The organism is Paenibacillus alvei DSM 29 (assembly GCF_000293805.1).
In the GTDB taxonomy this organism is placed as follows: Bacteria; Bacillota; Bacilli; order Paenibacillales; family Paenibacillaceae; genus Paenibacillus_B; species Paenibacillus_B alvei.
In genome coordinates, this window is record NZ_AMBZ01000008.1 from 159,806 (window position 1) to 180,846 (window position 21,041).

The 21,041-nt window shown below is 44.3% G+C and carries 17 protein-coding genes and 4 pseudogenes; 14 read left to right on the forward strand and 7 right to left on the reverse strand.

What is annotated here, in order from left to right:
• Positions 1-187: 187 nt before the first annotated feature.
• The 5 genes from PAV_RS23415 to PAV_RS23430 form a co-directional block, all read right to left on the reverse strand.
• Complete coding sequence (locus PAV_RS23415; RefSeq protein WP_005550346.1) at positions 188-2,596, reverse strand: penicillin acylase family protein; 2,409 nt, start codon at positions 2,594-2,596, stop codon at positions 188-190.
• A gap of 319 nt (positions 2,597-2,915) precedes the next feature.
• Positions 2,916-4,784 (reverse strand): bifunctional metallophosphatase/5'-nucleotidase, encoded by a 1,869-nt coding sequence (locus tag PAV_RS23420; RefSeq protein ID WP_005550349.1) that lies wholly within the window; start codon positions 4,782-4,784, stop codon positions 2,916-2,918.
• 426 nt (positions 4,785-5,210) lie between these two features.
• On the reverse strand, positions 5,211-5,339 hold the full coding sequence (locus PAV_RS36485; protein ID WP_238555906.1) for a DUF2691 family protein: 129 nt from the start codon (positions 5,337-5,339) through the stop codon (positions 5,211-5,213).
• Between the two features lie 79 nt (positions 5,340-5,418).
• Positions 5,419-5,937: a GNAT family N-acetyltransferase gene (locus PAV_RS23425; RefSeq protein ID WP_005550350.1), complete on the reverse strand. Its 519-nt coding sequence runs from the start codon at positions 5,935-5,937 to the stop codon at positions 5,419-5,421.
• Between the two features lie 68 nt (positions 5,938-6,005).
• Entirely contained in the window at positions 6,006-6,977 is a 972-nt protein-coding gene (locus tag PAV_RS23430) for a phosphotransferase family protein (protein WP_005550353.1), read from the reverse strand.
• Positions 6,978-7,153: 176 nt separating this feature from the next.
• Between PAV_RS23430 and PAV_RS23435 the strand changes: the two genes are divergently transcribed.
• A complete protein-coding gene (locus PAV_RS23435) occupies positions 7,154-7,528 on the forward strand; it encodes a hypothetical protein (protein WP_005550354.1) in 375 nt (124 codons plus the stop codon).
• Positions 7,529-7,835: 307 nt separating this feature from the next.
• Here the strand turns inward: PAV_RS23435 and PAV_RS23440 are convergent.
• Positions 7,836-8,752, reverse strand: a pseudogene (locus tag PAV_RS23440) (LysR family transcriptional regulator).
• Positions 8,753-8,862: 110 nt separating this feature from the next.
• Between PAV_RS23440 and hutG the strand changes: the two are divergent.
• From hutG to PAV_RS37410, 13 genes and pseudogenes are all read left to right on the forward strand, one after another.
• Positions 8,863-9,852, forward strand: a complete 990-nt coding sequence (hutG, locus tag PAV_RS23445) for a formimidoylglutamase (protein ID WP_040736645.1) — start codon at positions 8,863-8,865, stop codon at positions 9,850-9,852.
• A complete protein-coding gene (gene gltS / locus PAV_RS23450) occupies positions 9,836-11,023 on the forward strand; it encodes a sodium/glutamate symporter (RefSeq protein ID WP_005550359.1) in 1,188 nt (395 codons plus the stop codon). Before hutG ends, gltS begins: the two co-directional genes overlap by 17 nt.
• Before the next feature lie 102 nt (positions 11,024-11,125).
• Positions 11,126-11,398: pseudogene (locus PAV_RS23455) on the forward strand (sigma factor-like helix-turn-helix DNA-binding protein); the annotation flags it as partial.
• A gap of 193 nt (positions 11,399-11,591) precedes the next feature.
• The gene (locus PAV_RS23460) at positions 11,592-11,963 is read left to right on the forward strand and encodes a MerR family transcriptional regulator (protein ID WP_005550360.1); all 372 of its coding nucleotides are present in this window, start codon (positions 11,592-11,594) and stop codon (positions 11,961-11,963) included.
• Positions 11,964-11,965: 2 nt separating this feature from the next.
• The gene (gene trxA / locus PAV_RS23465; RefSeq protein WP_005550361.1) at positions 11,966-12,283 is read left to right on the forward strand and encodes a thioredoxin; all 318 of its coding nucleotides are present in this window, start codon (positions 11,966-11,968) and stop codon (positions 12,281-12,283) included.
• A gap of 256 nt (positions 12,284-12,539) precedes the next feature.
• Entirely contained in the window at positions 12,540-12,665 is a 126-nt protein-coding gene (locus PAV_RS37025; protein WP_005550362.1) for a hypothetical protein, read from the forward strand.
• A 99-nt stretch (positions 12,666-12,764) separates the two neighbouring features.
• Positions 12,765-13,295 carry a hypothetical protein gene (locus PAV_RS23470; RefSeq protein ID WP_005550364.1) on the forward strand — a complete coding sequence of 177 codons (531 nt, stop codon included), beginning with the start codon at positions 12,765-12,767 and terminating at the stop codon, positions 13,293-13,295.
• Positions 13,296-13,388: 93 nt separating this feature from the next.
• Positions 13,389-13,901 (forward strand): hypothetical protein, encoded by a 513-nt coding sequence (locus PAV_RS23475; protein WP_005550365.1) that lies wholly within the window; start codon positions 13,389-13,391, stop codon positions 13,899-13,901.
• 200 nt (positions 13,902-14,101) lie between these two features.
• Positions 14,102-14,863 (forward strand): MerR family transcriptional regulator, encoded by a 762-nt coding sequence (locus PAV_RS23480; RefSeq protein ID WP_005550367.1) that lies wholly within the window; start codon positions 14,102-14,104, stop codon positions 14,861-14,863.
• 225 nt (positions 14,864-15,088) lie between these two features.
• Entirely contained in the window at positions 15,089-15,805 is a 717-nt protein-coding gene (locus PAV_RS23485; protein WP_005550368.1) for a CAP domain-containing protein, read from the forward strand.
• 425 nt (positions 15,806-16,230) lie between these two features.
• A pseudogene (gene putP, locus PAV_RS23490) lies at positions 16,231-17,731 on the forward strand (sodium/proline symporter PutP).
• A gap of 104 nt (positions 17,732-17,835) precedes the next feature.
• Positions 17,836-18,558: an ABC transporter ATP-binding protein gene (locus tag PAV_RS23495; protein WP_005550370.1), complete on the forward strand. Its 723-nt coding sequence runs from the start codon at positions 17,836-17,838 to the stop codon at positions 18,556-18,558.
• 56 nt (positions 18,559-18,614) lie between these two features.
• Positions 18,615-19,297 (forward strand): annotated as a pseudogene (locus PAV_RS37410) (ABC transporter permease).
• Positions 19,298-19,458: 161 nt separating this feature from the next.
• On the opposite strand, the gene PAV_RS23505 reads toward PAV_RS37410, so the two are convergent.
• On the reverse strand, positions 19,459-20,991 hold the full coding sequence (locus tag PAV_RS23505; protein ID WP_005550376.1) for a vanadium-dependent haloperoxidase: 1,533 nt from the start codon (positions 20,989-20,991) through the stop codon (positions 19,459-19,461).
• Positions 20,992-21,041 lie beyond the last annotated feature (50 nt).

A 21,041-nucleotide genomic window follows, 5' to 3' on the forward strand; every position in this document is an offset into this window, starting at 1 on the left:
CTTCCTGAAATCATACCGTATTATTTCATCTTCTCAGCTTGCAAACTTACCATCACATAACAACATATGATCTCCATTTTCAGAAATATTTCAATTGTTGTATGCTCCACACGACCCAGCCTTAGATAGCTCTATCTTAGACTGGGTCGTGTATTGTCTGATTATCGCCCATTATCTACCAGTTCTTTCATTCTGGCACTAACTTCAGCTCATTTCCTGCCTTTCGATATTCATTGGGTATGGAACTCGTAATGTGGTACTGTCCAGTAATCCAATCATCTACCTGGTCATGGTACCACTTGCTCAGCACATGTCCGGATTGGCCGGGTCCCACCACATTCAACGAATGGGTCGGATCGGACATATCGATGACCGTTCGCCACGGTGCTCCAAGAGTGACTTTGCCGTTCTCTGCATTCCAACCTGCAGCCCCGACGGTGACACGCCCACCGCCCATCGCGACAGACTTGGCGTTAAAAATCAGATCCAACGGCTTCACAGCGCCAAGAGGATGGGCAAAATCAACCTGATGGAACTTGCCCCACTGCCATTTGTCCGGATGTTTGCCCTGCAGTGAAGCAGCCTGATCCACAGCCAGATGAAATGCCTGCAGCGCCGCCTTCTCGATTCCGCCTTTTTCGTCGATCCATGGCTCCCGCTCGCCTTGAAGCGCCCTGCGGAGCATTTCATCCTTAACGACCGCTTTATTGTTAAACAGCTCCATCAAGTCAGCATTGATTTCGGGTTTAAACAGCACATCATCAAAACTCTGCATCCATAGCTCATAGACAAGCGGAGCAGCCTGTTCTGGATCATTTACTTTATTCCAGCCTTGCAAGAGCGAAAGCGCGTCGCGGTCGATCTGCCGCAAATCCGGCAAGTCTTTAATCTTGGCAATCAGCTCATCCAAAAACTCTGCCGCCTGAAGGTTATGGCGATCAATTTGAAGGTTTTTCATATCCTCTACGGTCAGCTTCTCCTTGGCAGACAACACCTGTTGGATACGCGCTTCGCGGTATGGCTGGGACCAGACGTCCGTTAAATGATACGGGTAGCTGTCGCCGATCACTTTATTGTTCGCCGTAGCGATAAACCCGTCCTTTGGGTTCACAGTTGTGGGCAATTCATCCCATGGGATATATCCCATCCACTCATATTCATCCGTCCAGCCCGGTACCGGAACCGAACCGTCGCCTTTTTTGCGGATCGGAATCAGGCCGTTCCCACGGTAAGCAATCGTGCCGTCCGTAGAAGCAAAAACAAAATTTTGAGCAGGTGCTTCAAAATGTGTCAACGCCTGCTTGAAATCCTCCCAGTTCCGCGCTTTCGCGAACATCTGAATCGCTTCGAGCTCTGTCGTTGCATTCAGGGCAGTCCATTTCATTGCAAGTGCCGTTTCCTGCCGCTGGTCATGCGCGAATTCAGAGATAATCGGCCCATGCCGGGTCACGACAACTTCATATGGCACCGGAGCCTCGCCTTTTACCTTAATTTCCTCTTTATAAACCTTGGCATCTTCCCATTTGCCCATATATTCAAATTGATGCGGATTATCGGGGTTTCTTTTTTCAATATAGAGATCCTGCACGTCCGGACTCAGATTCGTCACCCCCCAGGCTATTAGGTCGTTATGCCCGAGAATGATCCCCGGAACACCAGCAAAAATCACCCCGCTCACGTTCATCTCCGGCGCTGAGAGATGCGTCTCATACCAGATGGACGGCGAACTTAGACCCAGATGCGGGTCATTGGCCAGTATCGGCTTGCCGGATGCCGATTTTTCTCCCGAAACGACCCAGTTGTTGCTTCCGTTAAACGGATCCCGCGGAACCGCAGTAGTAGCCAGCACTGTCAGATCGACCGGATGTTCTGATAGCGCCTGGATGATCATTGCCCCATCCTTCGGATAGGTTGGCATAAGCGACTGAAATTTCTCGGTAGACAGCTTCTGTGCCATGGCATATCTGAAAGCCTGCCCCTCCCAGTTGCCTGCCAGATCATAGGCCATGTATTTGCCAATCGTCAAGGAGTCCACAGGCTGCCATTCCGCGGGTTCATACCCCAGAATCGCAAATTCGACCGGTAGTGAACTGGCGGCTTTAGCATGTTTGATGTAACTGTTGACGCCATCCGCATACCATTGCAGTATCTGTCTGGACTCTTTTGAGTAAGCGTCAAGAGAAATCTCTGCCGCACGCCGCAAACTGAACGCACGGAAAAATTTGTCGCGGTCGATAGCCTTATCCCCCACCACTTCACTAAGCTGCCCGGAAGCCTGCCTGCGGCTCAAATCCATCTGGAACAGGCGATCCTGCGCCGTTACGTAACCTTGCGCCATGTAGAGATCATGTTCGTTTTGCGCCTCGATATGCGGAACGCCGGAAGCATCTCTCCATACCGTCACTTCCTTTTTCAGTCCAGAAATGTTGAGTTTTCCCTGAACGACAGGCAGACTTTTATTCACGAACCAATATGCGTATCCCCCTGCGCAGGCAATCAAAAGCACTAAAACCAAAACAATGATTCCGATAACGCGCGGCCAACGTTTCTTGCTCCGTTTAACGCTCGGAACGGTTACTGCGGCCAAAAGCTTCATGCAGAACCCCCTCCAGACTTATTTGGATATTTGTGGATTAACATCCATTATAAGTGGTTAAGCGCTTACAAACAAGGTGAATATCTATTCATTAGTATATGAACGAATACTTTATCCAATGTTCATATTTACGGATAAACTTGAAAGCCGCAAGTCATCGGATAACCGGCAAAGAATGAGGATATATTTCTGCGACGTAGAGCGGCCGTATAACAAGAAGACACGCTAGGCGTGAAGAGGAAATCGCCTAGCGTGTTTCTGGGGGATATATCGAGTATGTCGGAGCGGATTATTCTTTAATGCGGTATTCTTTAATACGTTATTGTTTAATGCGCTGTTCGATCTTCGCTGTAACTTCTTTCTTTTCCTTCATGTATTGTTCAACGACTTCGTAAAGCGTAACGCCGGTATCGAGCGATTTCTTATTCATGAACATGGAGTAACCGTCGCCTCCGGCGATTAAGAAGTCGTTTGTAGCTACACGATACGTTTTGTCGGCTTCTACCGCTTTGTCGCCAACCTTCACATCCGATACGCGGCTTCCTGTCGGCTTATTACTATCGAAAGAGAAGGACAGGCCTGCAACTTGCGGGAAGCGTCCGGAACCGGCGTCAATTTCGCTAACGCCACTTTCCAAAGCGGCTATCAAATCGCTACCCTTTACCTCAACGACAGCCAGTGAGTTCGAGAATGGAAGCACATCATACAGATTGCGTTTCGTAATATCTCCCTTCATGATGCTCGTACGGATGCCGCCTGAGTTCGTGATGGCTACATCAGCTTCGAAGCCAGGCATCGTACGCGTGCGCGCCAGCATCGCATCTGCCACTAAGTTGCCCATGATCGTCTCTTGCTTCCGCACTCTGGAGCGATCGCCGTCCAGATCCACGCTTGCGATCGCAATCTTCTCATTCAACAGAGTATCCGCTTCTTTCTTTACAGATTCTACGATTGCAGCGACTTCCGGGTCAGCCTTTGTGGATTCATCATACTTTATCAATCCGCCAGAGAAATGAACCAGATCCTTGCCATGGTAGTATAAGTCTACTCGGCCAAGCGACTTGGCGTATTCCCAGTCCTGAACAATATAAGTACCGTTGACGAGCTCAGGCGCATCAACAGGTGTATGCGAGTGTCCGCCCACAATGATATCGATGCCGGGAACCTGCTTCGCCATCTCACGGTCATAGGATATGCCCGTATGACAGAGGACGATGACATGATCAGCTTCCTTGCGCAGCTTCGGCACCCATTCCTTTGCGACTTCGATTGGATCCTTGAACGTCAAGCCCTTAACGTTGTCAGGATGAGTAACGATTGGTGTATCTGCCGTTACCAAGCCAAGAATGGCGAACTTCTGATCGCCGATCTGCTTCGTTACATAAGGCTGCAGCAGTGGCTTGCCTTGTGTATCGAATACGTTCGCACCGAGCACAGGGAACTTGAACATCTTCGCCACCTTTGCGAACTGCTCGTGACCGAAGTCATATTCGTGGTTGCCGGACGCCATGAAATCATATCCAAGAGCGTTTGCCAATTTCGTTGCATTTTCCCCTTTTGACAAGTTCACGTAAATCGTACCTTGAATCATATCGCCTGCATCGAGTACCATGGAATTCGGATTCTCTGCACGCAGTTCCTTCATTAAGGTAGCGAGTTTGGCATAGCCCATTTCCTTAGCCTGGGCGTCTTCCAGCATATGTCCGTGCGTATCGTTTGTATGACCGATCGTAATATGTGTCGTAATTGCGTTACCAAGTGCGGTAAAGAACTGCTCGCGTGTTACCGTATCGCCTGTTGCTTCCAGGTTCAGACCTGCTTTATTGGCTACAGCTTGAAGTGTCGCTGCATTTGCCGGACGATGAAGCTCCTTCCATTGCTCTGCATTCACGATGTTTTGTTGCTTCGCCCAAGTGAGTGCTTTGGCTGCCCAGCCTTTAATAGCAGGGTCGATCTGTTGAACTTCTTTTTCCCTGTCCTGTACGCGCGCGATCATGGCTACTGCTTCAACAAGCGTGATTGGACGATCTAGCGCAAGACCGTCATTCGACCCAGATATGTAGCTCTTGGATTGCATCCAATCGACATGGTTAATGGGCTGCAGGGGAGCTGCAAATAATGATCCGGCGAATAGCGTGCTAATCAATGTTGTCAGAACTGCTGATGTACCTAGCTTCTTCTTGTTCATAACGGACCTCCGTGCTTGTTTAATATTAAAATGTTTACGCAATAAAAATATGAAGATATATATGTATCGTAGTGCATGGGGGTTGGGGGAGCCTGGAAAAGGCGTTGGGTTAAACGTTAAGCGCGCTGCGGTTACGTGTACAGCGTACACAACGACCCGATTCTTCCTCCACAACGATTCAATGTAACCGCATTCAATTGTATCTAAATTATGAAAAATACACAATTGAAAAAATCCCCAAAAGCACGTTATGTTGCACAAAATGAGGTTTGCTTCATCGCCCACTTGTTACGGAAACCTAATTTTATCTCCCAGCTTAAGTCAAGGCCAAGTTTGTACAACAAGGTACGCATGCCGCTAAGTGATAGGAATTGTCGACATTCGACATTTTCACGAAGATATTCCGGATAAATCTTGGCATCTTCTTTAAAGATACTCCGAGCTGACTTGAGACAGCTTAAATGATACGCTTGTGTCAAAAGGTTTCAGTATATCCCCGAGGAATCTTTCGTATTCATTAGGAATTTCAAAACTAATACCTCTTATCAGATTCATTCGCCCCTTTCCAGCTTTGATTACATCGAATGCTTAGATTTCGGATAGGATGACGCCGCTCGCTTCTTCGAATTTTCATTCAAAGACTCATAGCCCCCAGATCCTTCCATCCAAATGCCGTTTCTATTACTATTTGTTCCCCTATCTTGATCTCTTTCTTAGTTATATATTCTCCCCCCATTTTCTCGTAGAATCCAATCGATGGATTCCTTTCAAGTACCCAGACCATAAGTGAGTTATAATTGTCTGATCTTAATTTCTTTACAAGTCTATTAAAAAGTAATTTACCGTATCCTCTTCCTTGGACTTCCTTCAATAAATAAAAAGAATATATCTCCGCATCATAATCCATTCCAAGCTCTCTATTCTTTCCACCATCTATAAATCCGATGATCTTTCCTCCATCTTCGATTACATAAATCGTTTCATCCTGATTTGGGTTCTTAAATATCAATCCCCAATTCTTCTTTCGTCCTTCAACGGATAAGTTTGATAAATATGCTTCTGGAATTATTCCTTGATATGTTGTCTTCCAGCTATTCACATGAACCATTGCTAATCTTTCAGTATCTTGGTGAGTAGCGACTCTAATGTTCATTAGATTTGTTCTCCTTCATGTTTTTATGTTTTCGGGCGGTTTCAGCTAATGCTCCCATTGGTCATATTTTATTGTATAGTCTGAATAATAAGCTGTCTTACATCCGCGATCCGGTTCGGCATTTCTGGAGTCGAACGATTCAGTAAATCACACAAGGCAATCAAATCTTCCAGTTTAGATAATTGAACCCAATTCCCATTCAAGAATCCACCAGAACTCTGGTATGCCTTTATAAAATGACGTTCGAACAAGGAATCTTCCTGTTCATACCGAAGTAAATTCCCAATATCCACATAGCGTCTTCCTGAAAAAGCAAATTCCCAATCCAATACCGCTGATACTTCGTAGCCACTTGGCTTTTCGATCATTAAAAGATTTAAACCATTGAAGTCCGAATGAACAAGGACTGGCGGTTCATGAATTTCAGATAATAGTGATCGGTGAGACTCACAAAATGTTCGAACCTTTTCAGTTGCTTCCGCTCCCAGCCAATGCCCGGTTGCTCCATTATCCAAGCTTTCAGAAATAAAAGAGTAATATTCGTCCTCATCCATGTTAAATGGATGGGCGACGGTAAGATCCCCTGCAAAAAAACCTGGACATTCAAAAGAATGGCTGTGAATACGAGCTAGTACACTGCCGACAGACTCCGCAACTTTTGCAATCTCGTGTTCTTCTTTTCTTTGCAGGATATCACGCAGTAACACTCCCTCTTTCCACTCTATTAAAGCCCAGTCATATTCTACTAGCTTTCGGCTTGTATCAAGATATATATAATCGGCTACAGGCACGACGCCGCGCAATCGCTTAGCGATTGCTTCTTCTATTGAAGCTACGTCTGAACCTCCAGCAAAGATCCTTAAAAGGTAGGGTGTAGCAGATCCTTCAATCTCCACTTTATAGGTTCCATTACTAAGTCCTGTTTTTGTTCTTTCCGCTTTTATAAGCCGCTTTCCTCTGAAAACTTGGCTAATCATTCGATTTAGAATCTCATATTTGAAGTGCATACTTTTACTTGATCTTTCCCATGCTTCTTTCACCTTGTATCCCTCCCGTTCACTCAGTAGATCAAGTTCTGTTCTTTATAAAACATCTTTTTAATCATTCATTATATCGTGTATTAATAAAATCAATCTATTACCTTGCTCCATTTATCTATACCATTCTTAAAGAACTGCAATATACTATACCATCCTTAGAAAAAGGAGTGATATAGTTGGCAAACAGAGATTTACGTCTTGCGCTTTGGTCAGGTACCAATTTTACTGGTCGTCGGATCCTCTTCAGACGCGGAGGGGTTGCGGTTCGTGATCTTGGGGCGTTTCGATTTGACAATGTGCTTTCAAGCTTCCGACTCAGAAATGTTGTGCAAAGAAATCAAGTAACACTTGTACTGTTTTCGAGAATTAACTTTCAGGGGTCATTCCGGGTGTTCCGTGGCAGTCAAAATGTAGCTAACTTGGGTAGATTCAATTTCGACAATGTCACATCTTCATTCATTTTGGTAGGCCGTAATCTTACTAACGCGGAAATATCTCAAATTCAAAGAACTGGAATACCTCCTAGAGATATTCTTGTTATCAGTCAATAACTCTAAATAATATAGTCTTTTGAAATAAGGAAACGATAGCCTGCATCGGCAGTCTAGGGTTTATTTATCGTCCTAGGCTGCCGACTTTATTGAACGTTGAGTTCCATTCTGTGCCACCACTTAGAGTTGCTCCGAATGTATTATCGTTTCTATCGTAGGGAAACACCGCTTAACTTGGGAAAAGCACTTTTATGCTTTGCCACGATTACATATAACGTCATTTTTGCGAAGTTTGCAATCCCCTACACACGATGATTCTATGGAACTTCACGAATACCTCCAAAGTCGAGAAATGGTACAAACCTCCTTATTTCTCATCTATAATATCCTCTGCTTTGCTACCTGGCGCAAAGTTGCGTTGAATCTCTTCCAAGAAGCATTGAACCGCAGGTGCCAAATACCGATTTTTCATAATCATTAAATAAACTGTGCGTTCCAACGCAGGCGAATCTAACGTTTTGCGGACAATCGATTCATCCTTCAACTCAACTAAATAATTTTCCGGAATAATGGCAACGCCTAGATTTTCGCTTACCAATGTCAAAGCGGTCTCAAACCGCTCGATTTCAAATTTGACGTTCGGAGATGCTTGCTCGAGCGCAAAGGCTTTCAATATATCCTCCCTTGTCTGGAATCCTTCCATGCTAATAATGAAGGGTTCTCTCTCCAACTCTTTGAATGTAATGAATTCCTTCTGGGATAGCCCGTGATCCCGATGCAGCACCAGGACTAACTTTTCCTTGTACAAAGGAATCGATTCAATATCGTCTTCGTGGATGCACTGGTTGGTAATGATAAGATGGGTATGATATTTACGCAATGAATCGACCACCGCCTTTCTGCTCAGTACCTCGAACAGCTTAATATGCATCGAAGGAAAACGGCCTTGATATTCGCGAATCACTTGGGGAACCCACTGCCTCACGGACTCGATCATGCCAATCACAAGCTCCCCTCTTCCAGTCAGCTTTACTTCTTCCATCTCCTTTTTAAAATGTTCATTTGGGAGAGCAGTCGAATCGACTTTTCATACAAAACGCTGCCCGCGTCCGTTAGTTCGATCTTTCTTGTGCTGCGTTCAAACAGCGGCGATCCGACCTCATGCTCCAAATTTTTAATGGCGTTGCTTAAAGATGGCTGTGATATATGCAGTTTTTGCGCGGCTTTGGAATAGCTCAACTGATCGGCAACCGTCACAAAATAATGTAATTGTTTAATATCCAGAACGATCTTCCTTTCTCTATTTATAGCTAAAAACTATTAATTTATTTGTATTATATATTTAAAATTATAAGAATGTCATCATATAATGAAACAACAGCATACGAGAAAGGGTGGGGACATTGCGAAAATCAATTGGAGCCGATGTATGGATCGGCCGAACCGATCATACGGAAAGAAGAAGTAGCTTCCGCTACCATCAAATTGTGGAACGGATGGAGCTGGATGGACCATGTAAAACCTTCTCTACCAACACTTGTGCCATCATCGGTTTTGAATGTGAGGAAGGCGTTCGGCGCAATCAAGGAAGATTAGGCGCGGCAAAGGCTCCGAATGCGATCAGGCAAGCGCTCGCAAGCCTCCCCTGGAGAACAGCGGAAGGCCATCGCCTTGTCGATGCGGGAAATGTGACTTGTTCCAATGACAAGCTTGAAGAAGCCCAGAGAGCATTGGGCCATGCCGTCTCTGATCTCTTTTCCAAATCCGCTACCCCTATTATTTTAGGCGGAGGACATGAGACGCTATATGGACATTATTTAGGTGTTCGGCAGCATATCGGATCAGATGCTTCGCTAGGAATTATCAACATTGACGCCCATTTCGACTTGCGCCCCTACGACAATCAGCCTTCATCAGGAACAATGTTCCGCCAAATAGTAGAGCAGGATGGCAACAGCCGCTATTTCGTGCTTGGCATCCAGCGTTTCGGCAATACACAAGAACTGTTCGACAAAGCGGACGAGCTCGGTGCCCGCTACATTCTAGAAGAAGACATGCATGAAGGACAGATTGATAACATCCTTTCATCCTTACACACATTCATGGAACAACAAGATTATGTCATGCTCACCCTTTGTACCGATGTTCTCAATGCGGCATTTGCGCCAGGAGTTAGCGCTCCCTCTCCTTTCGGATTGACACCGATGGTAGTTCGTAGCCTAATTCGCACGATCGCCGCTCATAAGAAAACGCTTTCTTTTGATATTTGCGAGGTGAATCCTGCTGTTGACGAGAACGGAAGAACCATAAAGCTGGGAGCATACTTAACGAATGAAGCGATCATGACATTTATGGGGAGGAACACTGATGACGCTGGCGCTTAATCAAGTGAATACGATATTTTTGGCCGTAGCCCTGCTTGTACTAGGAACCTTTTTTGTCAAAAAATCAGGAGTACTGCAAAAGTTTTGTATTCCAGCGCCCGTTGTCGGAGGACTGCTGTTTGCTATCCTAGCTACGATCCTCAAAACGACAGGACTTTTGGAAATCACATTGGATACTTCGCTCCAAAGCCTATTCATGCTCACGTTCTTCACCACGGTAGGATTGGGTGCAAGCTTTCAACTTATCAAATTAGGCGGCAAACTGCTCATCATTTACTGGCTTGCCTGCGGATTCCTCGCTTTGGCTCAAAACGTGATCGGGGTTTCCCTCGCCTCGTTATTCGGCTTACACCCACTGATTGGGATGATGGCGGGGGCCGTATCTATGGAAGGCGGACATGGAGCGGCAAGCGCATTTGGACAAACCATAGAAGATTTGGGAATCCACTCGGCATTGTCTATCGGGATCGCGGCAGCTACCTTTGGTCTTATCGCCGGCGGGTTGGTTGGTGGTCCGACGGTTAAATTTTTGATAGCGAAATACAATCTGAAGCCAACGGAAACAAATGAAGAAGCAGCGAGCGTAGAAGCTTACGTTCAACCGATAACGACAAATTCCTTCTTCATTCAAGTGCTGCTCATTACATTCTGTATGGCGATAGGGACGTATTTGGGAGAGCTGTTCACATCAGCAACAGGCTTTGTCCTTCCCGGATATGTCGGATCCATGTTCGTGGCCGTTATCGTCCGCAACCTCGTGGATAAACTGGGTCCGAATGCCATTGACATGAAGAGCATCAACTTGGTTAGTGACGTGACGCTTGGCATCTTTCTGTCTATGGCGCTTATGAGCATCAAGCTATGGGAAGTGGCGGATCTTGCCCTTCCGATTCTCGCCATCGTGCTTGTACAAGTCCTCTTTATCGTTCTGTTCGGGATTTTCGTTTTGTTCAAGCTGCTGGGCAAAAACTATGATGCCGCCGTGATGGTCGCCGGGTTCACCGGACATGGCCTCGGCGCCACGCCCAATGCGATGGCCAATATGGCTGCGGTAACGGAGCGCTTCGGCCCTTCCCGCAAAGCATACCTAATTGTCCCCATTGTAGGCGCCTTTCTTATCGACGTGTTTGCCGTGCCCATCATTATTACGACGCTCAATTTATTTAAATAGAATCCTCATATAGCTCATCTACCTTAACAAAACCTCCTGTCCACGATATGTGGAATTGGAGGTTTTTCTGCTTTTACATCCGTTTGAGAAAAAATAAAAAGAGACCCCGAACCGACCTTCCACTTCTGGCTGCGCGGCTTGGTAATCCGACAAGTGCAGAGATTTCGGGTCAAGGGCTGGCGGAGATTCCGTATTTTTGAACGCATCCGTGCCTTCTCTCGGGAAGAGTCTCTTTGGGATCAACCTACTGTGTTGATGAATGGGACGAACCAAATGATATCGCAGGCAATCCAAAAACTGACCGACAAGCAGCGAACCGTACTTATCCTCCGTTTTTTTCACGACTATACGCTTGAGGAAATACACAGGTTGATGCACAAATCCAAGCTGAACAAAATGGAGAAACTCCTAAAACCAGCCTTTTTCGTTTAAACGGCGCTTAGCATATCCGACAGCCATTAGTCTGGATGAACAACTATTTTGTTACATCACATCACGTAGTGGTTGACCTTAATACCAGTGTCAGGGTTTATAATGAGGAAGAATCATTCGAGAAGGGGATTTTGTCATGAGAATCGGTGAACTTTCCGCCCGAACTGGCGTTAGCCTTCGCTCGCTGCGATACTATGAGCAGCAGGGCTTACTTGCTCCCGCTAGGCATGCAAATGGCTACCGCGAGTATTCACCTCTGGCGGAAGAACAAGTGCGCACTATTCAGTTTTATTTAGGACTTGGACTCTCTACGGAGCAAATCGCTGGATTTTTGCAATGCGTTCTCAAGAATAAAGAAGCCTTCTGTCAAGAAGTGCTCCCAATCTATGAACAAAAGCTTGCGGAAATCGACGAGCAAATCCATCTTCTTGAATCTATAAAGTCCAATCTGCAGGAGCGCATCCGCTTTATTTTGAACGAAAGACAAACAACGAACCGGGAGGAATGACGATGAGTATGCACGAAGTTAATGAACAATCATTTCAGGGATCTATTCGTGAGCAGGGGGTGACCCTTGTTGAATTCGGAGCAACGTGGTGCCCGCCATGTAAAGCGCTTCTGCCCATTCTCGACGAGTTAGATCATCAATATGGTGAACAGGTAACCGTACTCAAGGTAGACTGTGACGACTCCCCTGCCATCGCATCCGAATACCGTGTGATGTCTATGCCAACCGTCATTATGTTTCACAACGGCGAGCCGGTCGAAAAACTTGTCGGGCTCCGTCCTAAAAGTGTGTATGAAACACTGATCAAGCGGTATGCTTGATATTAGATATCTGTCTCTGTAGAAAGGACAGCACGATATCGTGCTGTCCTTTCCTATGAAGTCAGTTCGATAATTTTTGCGAGATAGAATATGATATTTTTTGTTAATTGATACAAGATTTTAGATATTGTTTTTAAAGATGCTATTTTTATTACTATCGGTTTTTTTGGTATAATTGTGATTTGTTTTATATATTACATTCTGGAATACTTGTTACTATTTTCACGTAGTGAAAACAATACAGGAGGTAGTAGCAATGAAATTGTTCAAAAAAGGAGCAGTCTTTGTATTCTCTATTGTGTTGTTGTTTACGTCTTTAGGTGTTGCTAGTGCTAGTGAAGTTCAGTCTACTGATGTTAATGGAGTGCAAGGTATTGACTGAAATCAATTTTTTGAAGAAAATGTTGTACCAAAAGAAAAACAGGAGCTACTTAAGGAAAAAGTCAGAAATAATGAATTATGGGACGCATATAAACCCGAATTGCAACAACAAATTCCTGCTGACTTTTTTGCATTCGAGCCTCAATTAGGTAACCAGGATAAATATTATCGTTTTCCTGATGGTTCTTTCATCTATGTCGGAACGGAGATTGGAACGACAAGTAAGGATCCTGGAATGATACAACCATTTGGAAGCTCAACAGATCAATATGGAACTACATATTGGGATTTTAAATGCCAAAAAATCGTTGGTACAGCAAGTGCCTATGTATACGCAGACTTCTTCTTGGCTTTCGAAGGGAATGGATACAAATCAAAAATCTTTAAATTATATGGTGCAAATGCTTCGGGGTTTGGAGTTACTGGTACTCCTAGCACAGAAATAATAAGACCGATTGAGGATCTTGAAAAAGAAAGATCCGCTCTGGCTCGTTCCTACTGGTTTGCAAAAACTGATCTTAATTTTTCATGGGAAGGAAATGGTATAAATACTTCTATTGGAACCACTTGTTCCCTTTGGCTCGGTGCAATAAGAGGAAAATTGTACGTAGACTCGAAACTTCCATATTGAGAAATCTTATATAATTTAGTGGGAGACATTTAAATGTCTCCCTATTACTTTCATAAGTTGCCTTAGATAAATGTGATGAAAAGGAGGGACCGTATGTTTAGAAAACACTTTGCGTTACCATCATTATGTCTTATTCTAATCGTGGCTACTATTATTCTTTCGTATCAGCAATTTCATTTCCGCCAGGACCCGAAAGTCTATAGCTTTACTATTGAGACACCTGACTTACGAATAAAAAACATCGAATTTGTAGTTTATCCAGGTTCAAACTCTGTGTATGTTTCTGATCACGATTTAGAAATCATTGGGGAAAATAAACAGTTTTCAAGTGTTGCCTACGGTATATCTATTCATGGAAAAATGATTTTGTCGTTAAGTCAAGCAAATGACCCCTTCACTTTACCGGATGCTTCTAATGGAAAGATAACCTATACCTCTAGAAATTTAATTCGAGATGTAAAGGTTCGAACTGATGATGAAATTAATATTGAAATCGTATATAAAGCAAACGGGGTTACTACTAATAAGGTGAGTACTGTTAAATTAACAAATATAATGAAACCTTTTTCTACAACAGGCGATAATAATAATATCATTCACTTATAGATCACATAAAGATAAATAAAGTTAGAACCTCCTTAGTCACACCCAATTTTTCAGCTTACTTAGATTTAGGGCATGCTAGATAATGTAAAAACTAACATGCCCGATTACATTACTTCTCCTTACTTATTCTTGTAAAACCCTCCATTATAACACCAGACCTTTACGTGATGATATCGTGCAAAGATGAGGTGATAGGATTCATGAATACGTACAAAACAGCAGAAATAGCTCGCAGCATTGGAATCCATCCCAACACTGTGCGGCTTTATGAGGAACTAGGACTTATTCCAAAAGCGGAACGAAAAGCAAATGGTTACCGTGTTTTTACAGATTTCCATGTGGAGCAGCTTACATTTGTGAGAACAGCTCTACAAGTTGAGGTTTTGCAAAACGGTCTGCGAAAACAAGCAATTGATATTATTAAGACCTCGTCTGCCAGAAATTTTGACAAAGCTATTCATCTGACAAACCGTTATTACCAACAAATAAAAAGAGAACAACAAAACGCCGAAGAAGCTATCGCGATTACAAAGAAGCTTTTGTCAGGCGAAAACCAAGAATTAAGTAACACTAACTTAACCAGAAAAGAAACGGCTGACCTTCTGCAAATCTCAATAGACGTCTTAAGAAATTGGGAATTGAATGGTTTATTGACTGTGAAACGAAAGCAAAATGGGTATCGTGTTTATTCCGAAGAGGATCTCAGGAGGCTGAAAATTATACGTTCTTTACGCTGCGCAAATTATTCCCTTGCCGCAATTTTGCGGATGCTAAATGCTTTATCCAGTGATCCCAACGTGGACCTACGAGAGGCAATTGATACACCCGAAGAGACGGACTACATTATCTCTGTATGCGATAAACTGCTTACATCCTTGCAATACGCCGAAAACAACGCTCGAATAATGCTCACTCACCTTGAGAAAATGAAAAGGCAATTTACCACAAGCCCTATCCTTTAACACCAGACTTTGCTCTGGTGTTATTTTATTTATGCAAAGAGAGCATTTAGGAAGGATTTGATACCGTGGTAACATCGATCAAGATAGAAAAGGTTATCTAAGTGGTATCGTTCACAAAAAGGCACTCTGGATAAGAAGAAAACCGTACTGAGGAATAAGTAAAGGGCTTGCAGGAAAACCTAAATCCGGTAACTTCATTAATTAACAGATCTGGGAGGTTGGCAAATGGCAAAGTTTTTCGTATTAGCAGTATTATTATTGGTGGCAGGTTGTTCGTCCCATAACAATATGACGCAACAGCAAGTGACTCCTAAACAAACACGAACTTCAACTCATGGTCAAACTACTGCGCCAAACTCTGTCCTCACACAGGCATCATCAACAGCTACGTCATGGAAAGAGCGATCTTCCATGACAACAAAAGAAGCACAAAATGGAATTCCGTTGGATTTATTAGATCTGATTCGAACACCGGATGGAAATCCAGCAAACCAGGCGCCTACAGGAAATCCTGAAAATAAGGAGCCGACAGGTTCAACAGGATCAGTACAGGAAGGTAATAAAGAAAATAATCTATCCGAATTCGAGCAGCAGGTTCTGGATCTAGTAAATCAAGAAAGGTCTAAAACAGGATTAGGTTCCTTGAGTAGGAGTGGAGAATTGTCAAATGTGGCTATGGTCAAGGCACAGGACATGTACAACAACAATTACTTTGATCATATTTCTCCAACACATGGATCCCCCTTCGATATGCTGAAGGAATTCGGGGTCACATTCAATACCGCTGGAGAGAACATCGCAAAAGGGCAAACCACCCCTACCCAGGTTATGAATGACTGGATGAATAGCCCAGGCCACAGAGCAAATATACTGAATAATAGTTATACCCATATCGGTATTGCTTTTTATAACAACACATGGGTTCAGGTATTTACTGGATAACGCCTTTCCTCTCCCAACAATAACGTACCAAAAACCCGCAATTTATGCGGGTTTTTGGTGCTTCAGGCTGTCGACATTCTTATTTTTTACGAGAATTCTCCTTTTACGAATACTGAAATGAAACCCACGAATCCGCACTCGCTTCGGCAAACTTCACCAGTTCAACTCCACTGTACTTATCCATGCTTTCGCAACGCTCGCTTCCCCTAAGTATACCTACAGTATGTAATATTGGAAAATATCATCTTACACTGAAAATAGCCCACTCCTCCACCTATTGGCAAGTTGAAGTTCTCTGACGCTCCCAGATAACATTGTACGAACATCCCACTTACAGCCTTCAACTCACTTTCGAAATTCAGGTCAATATGTTAATGTGTTGGTTATACATTGAATAAATAATCATTTTTAAACGAGGTGGAACAGTGTTAGAAAATACCCCAAAATTGATTGCCATCGTGATATATATGGCAACTATGCTAGGTATAGGGTGGTATGCTTTCCGAAAAAACGACCAACTTGACGGACTATATGTTAGGGGGACGTTCCTTAGGGCCTGCTGTAACTGCTTTAAGTGCTGGCGCTTCCGATATGAGCGGATGGCTCTTAATGGGGCTTCCGGGAGGGATTTACCTAACGGGACTGTCAAATATCTGGATTGCCATTGGCTTATCGGTTGGCGCCTATCTTAACTGGCTGTTTATTGCCCCACGTTTGCGCACATACACGGAAGTTTCCGGGAATTCCATTACCATTCCGTCGTTTTTGGAAAATCGATTTAAGGATCGCACCAAACTTCTGCGGATCGTTTCCTCTATTGTTATCCTAACTTTCTTTACGTTCTATGTTTCCTCAGGTATGGTGGCAGGAGCCGTCTTTTTTGAAAATTCCTTCTCCCTTCCTTACATAGCGGGGCTGCTCCTCGTTTCCGGAGTGGTTGTAGCCTATACATTGTTTGGGGGCTTTCTTGCGGTCAGTTGGACGGACTTTGTCCAAGGGCTTATCATGCTGCTTGCCCTTATCCTTGTACCGGTGTTAGCAATGAACGAGACCGGTGGGTTTGCCAACACCGTTGATACAATCAGAGCCATAGATCCGTCCCTCCTGGACTTATTTGCCGGTACTACTGCGCTCGGCATCATCTCTGCAGTTGCCTGGGGACTTGGCTATGTTGGACAACCGCATATTATCGTCCGCTTTATGGCCATCCGCTCTGTACAAGAGACCAAAACTGCACGACGCATTGGTATGGGCTGGATGGTTGCTTCATTACTTGGCGCTTCATTAACAGCATTGGTGGGTCTTGCTTTTTTTACACAAACAAATTATACATTGTCTAATCCAGAAGCTGTCTTCATTCAACTTGGACAAATTTTATTCCATCCGTTTATTGCCGGACTTGTCCTTGCTGCCGTATTGGCTGCAATCATGAGCACGATTTCTTCTCAGCTCATTGTAACCTCTAGTGCATTAACAGAAGATTTATATAAGCTGATTCTGCGTAAAAATGCCTCTGACAAAGAACTTGTGTTCTTTGGACGAATGGCTGTTCTAACGATTTCAGTCATCGCCTGCCTGCTTGCGTTGGGCGGTGAAAACAAAACCATTTTAAGTCTCGTCGCTTATGCCTGGGCCGGTTTTGGCGCTTCCTTTGGCCCCGTTATCCTGTTAAGCCTGTACTGGAGAAAAATGACCAATTGGGGCGCCATTGTCGGAATGTTAGCAGGCGCAACAACAGTAATCATTTGGAAAAATATTGATCTGCAAATTACGAAAGATATATACGAAATCATTCCCGGATTTATTGTCAACCTTATTGTCAGTATTGCCATAAGCCTATTTACCTATCAACGAGACGAATCAATCGAGAAAGAGTTTGATACCAGCTTGAAACGGTTACACACGAATGATGCTCGCACACCTTGAGAAAATGAAAAAGCAATTACCACAAACCCTACACTTTAACACCAGACTTTGCTCTGGTGTTATTTTATTTATGCAAAGAGAGCATTTAGGAGGGATTGGATAACGTGGAAACGACGATCAAGGTAGAAAACTTGAGCAAATCTTACGCCAACGTCAAAGCGGTTGAACATCTAAACCTATCGATTTGTCGTGGTGAAGTATTCGGCTTGCTGGGCGCAAACGGTGCAGGAAAAAGCACCACCATTGAGTGTATATTAGGCACCAAAAAACAGGACAGCGGTACGGTGGCCATATTGGGAATGAATCCGCAAACGGAACGTAAAAAGCTGTTTGAGAAGGTCGGTGTTCAATTTCAAGAAGCCAATTACCAACAGAAAATAAAAGTGTCGGAACTTTGTGAGGTCACTGCATCTCTTTACAAAACCGCTAAGGATTACACGCGCTTGTTACATCAATTTGGACTTTCCGACAAGCTGAAAAGTCATGTAAGCGAGCTTTCGGGAGGACAGAAGCAACGACTGTTCATCGTTCTTGCGTTAATTCCAAATCCCGAGGTTGTATTTTTAGACGAGTTGACTACTGGGCTAGATGCGAGAGCAAGACGGGATGTGTGGAAAAGCCTTGCTGATTTAAAAGTAGAAGGGTTAACCATTCTGTTGACCTCTCACTTTATGGACGAGGTGGAAGCTCTGTGTGACAAAATCATGATTCTTAATAAAGGGAAAAGCATTTTTTGCGGAACCGTACAGGAAGCGATTGCGGCCAGTCCTCATGAGAAATTTGAGGATGCATATCTTTGGTATACAGATGAGGAGGAAAGAAAATGAGAGCATTTAGGGCGCTGCTCAAAACAGAGTGCAAACTGTCTCTTCGCGGGATGGACATGTTCATCTTTGCGATCTGCATGCCAGTCGCCGTCGTGATCATTTTAGGCACAATTTTCGGAAATAAGCTAGCATTCGATGGCGCAGCTTATACCTTCCTGGAACAATCGTTTGGAGCGGTGGCCACGATTGCAATATGCGCTGGCGGAATTATGGGACTTCCTCTAGTGGTATCCGATTATCGAAGCAGGAGGATACTAAAACGTTTTAAGGTTACGCCGACCAGTCCCGCTCTTATATTAGCCGTACAAGTTGTAATCTATGCCCTTTATTCCATTGCTTCCCTTATCCTCGTTTATATGACTGCAGCGATTTTTTTGGTTATCAATTTCATGGCTCGTGGCTGCAATTTTTAGGCGCATACTTACTGGTTATGCTGTCCATGTTCAGCATAGGACTACTGGTGGGTGGACTCGCGCCAAACATGAAAATAGCAAGTGCTGTAGCCAGCCTGCTATATTTTCCAATGCTTATTTTTTCTGGTGCTACCTTGCCTTATGAAGTTATGCCTGCAGCGCTTCAAAAAGTGGTCGATATATTACCGCTGACACAGGGCATTAAGATGTTGAAGGCCGCTTCACTTGGCTTGCCAATGGATCGTGTCATCATCCCCGTGGTTGTGATGATTGTGCTTACAGTGACATGTATGAGTATGTCTCTTCGCTTCTTCAAATGGGAGTAAATGGATGCGTCAGGAACGTCAGACGCTAGTGATATAAACAGTGACAGTCTAGGACTTTATTTTCTCGTCCATACTGTCACTGTTTCCTAACAATCTTTATTTTCATAAAACACCTTGCACTACTTTTCGAGGAAAACTGAGGCCGCTTTATGCCCAGGCGATCATTTTACAATTATGGTTGTGCCGTCGAATTTCGTAAGCGTAAATCCGCGGAATGGTTCGTTAAACGTATGCCTGTAGTTGCGAAGCAAACCAATGGCGGCAGTCTCGCCCAGATTCATTCCATGGAAGCAGTCGGAACGATAATGAATGCCTGCAAATCCCCGACCGATGCCCAAGTTATTGGCAAGCTTATTCAATTCACCGCCTATTGTGAGCGGCGCCCCGTTAAAAGGCTCAAGGGTCAGGCCGTCGTCGCTCGCTATAACTGGATTCGGCAGAACAAAATCTTCTTTGAAGAACGCCTTTAACATGGTGACGCCTGCGCCGGCAATTACGGCATGACCTGCCGGATAAGAAGGATGTGCCGGGCAACCTTCCGGGTAAGCCTGCGGCAGCAAGTAAGTGCCATATTTATTGAAGGTTAGTTCAACTGCGGGAGAATCCAGAAGCTGATGGTTAATCGGATAATTTACTGTGTTCGTTCGTTGATTTTGAACGAGACCGCCAAACTCTTCCGGTCGCAGTCTCCGATGCACCAGAAACTTCTGATACCAAGCAGATTCCATCGAGAAATTCGCGGCCCGAGCGACCAAATCCAAAATATACGGAGCACCAAAGGTGACAAATCCAGTCTGGGTGCGCGATTGGAAATACGGATTGGCCGGGTCAAGTGCGGAAGGCCCCAAGCTCAACAAATATAAACAGGCCATTAACACACCTTGATAAGAAAAATCTTTATGCACCCATTCGCTTAGATCTCTTCCGTTTCTTAAATATCGGGGCTCTGGATCATAGGCAATAGAAGCAGATGGAGCAGCGCCATTTTGAATGCTTAGCCATGATTGATAATCCGTTAAAAAATGTTGTTCTGCCAAAGGAACCTTGTATTTTTGAATAATGGCAGTGGCGCCAAATGGAATCTCTTTATATAAAAATTGCGAGAGATATGGACCTGCCAGATCGCCTTGCGTAACGCCGCGAAATAAGGTTTGCGGCGTTACTTGTCCATTTATTTTGGGTCCGTAAAAATCCGTCAGATTTGACAGGTTTTCCGCTGCTGCAGCCGCTAATGGATCCCTATCGTACCGATTGAAAGGAACATCGCGCAACAGCGATGCCCAATACAGTTCGACCATATCGCTGGCGGCCGCAGCACTGTTTATCGAAGGCGGAGCTGGAATCGTTAATGAATGCCCGTCGGGTCCGGCAAGATCATACACGTATGAGGCTTGCGGATTAACGAGCTTGAGCGTTCCCCCGAGCGGAATTTTTTCAAATTTACTTGGCTTTCCGCTTTTTAATGCTTTGAGATAGGTCTTGTAAGCATGCTGATCAACTTCTCCAAGAACGTTATGCGGCAGGCCTTTCGAGAAGTTCCCGATTTTGTTCGGATATTTTTTTTCATCGTGATTGCAGGGCTGCGGCAGGATTTTGCGCAACTTTTCTTCAATGGCGGCTTGTTTCCGAATTTGGTACGCTTTACATCGCCTTTCCTCCGGGTCGATGGGGCCGAGTACACACGAGTCATCCATATGATTCCTCCTTGAGCATTAGTAAGAAGCACAAAGATCTATATAATTTA

What these genes read in the sequence shown, in the direction of transcription:
- PAV_RS23415 (WP_005550346.1), bottom strand. Translation starts at nt 2,596, where the DNA reads ATGAAGCTTTTGGCCGCAGTAACCGTTCCGAGCGTTAAACGGAGCAAG.
- PAV_RS23420 (WP_005550349.1), bottom strand. Translation starts at nt 4,784, where the DNA reads ATGAACAAGAAGAAGCTAGGTACATCAGCAGTTCTGACAACATTGATT.
- PAV_RS36485 (WP_238555906.1), bottom strand. Translation starts at nt 5,339, where the DNA reads ATGAATCTGATAAGAGGTATTAGTTTTGAAATTCCTAATGAATACGAA.
- PAV_RS23425 (WP_005550350.1), bottom strand. Translation starts at nt 5,937, where the DNA reads ATGAACATTAGAGTCGCTACTCACCAAGATACTGAAAGATTAGCAATG.
- gltS (WP_005550359.1), top strand. Translation starts at nt 9,836, where the DNA reads ATGACGCTGGCGCTTAATCAAGTGAATACGATATTTTTGGCCGTAGCC.
- PAV_RS23460 (WP_005550360.1), top strand. Translation starts at nt 11,592, where the DNA reads ATGAGAATCGGTGAACTTTCCGCCCGAACTGGCGTTAGCCTTCGCTCG.
- trxA (WP_005550361.1), top strand. Translation starts at nt 11,966, where the DNA reads ATGAGTATGCACGAAGTTAATGAACAATCATTTCAGGGATCTATTCGT.
- PAV_RS37025 (WP_005550362.1), top strand. Translation starts at nt 12,540, where the DNA reads ATGAAATTGTTCAAAAAAGGAGCAGTCTTTGTATTCTCTATTGTGTTG.
- PAV_RS23475 (WP_005550365.1), top strand. Translation starts at nt 13,389, where the DNA reads ATGTTTAGAAAACACTTTGCGTTACCATCATTATGTCTTATTCTAATC.
- PAV_RS23480 (WP_005550367.1), top strand. Translation starts at nt 14,102, where the DNA reads ATGAATACGTACAAAACAGCAGAAATAGCTCGCAGCATTGGAATCCAT.
- PAV_RS23485 (WP_005550368.1), top strand. Translation starts at nt 15,089, where the DNA reads ATGGCAAAGTTTTTCGTATTAGCAGTATTATTATTGGTGGCAGGTTGT.
- PAV_RS23505 (WP_005550376.1), bottom strand. Translation starts at nt 20,991, where the DNA reads ATGGATGACTCGTGTGTACTCGGCCCCATCGACCCGGAGGAAAGGCGA.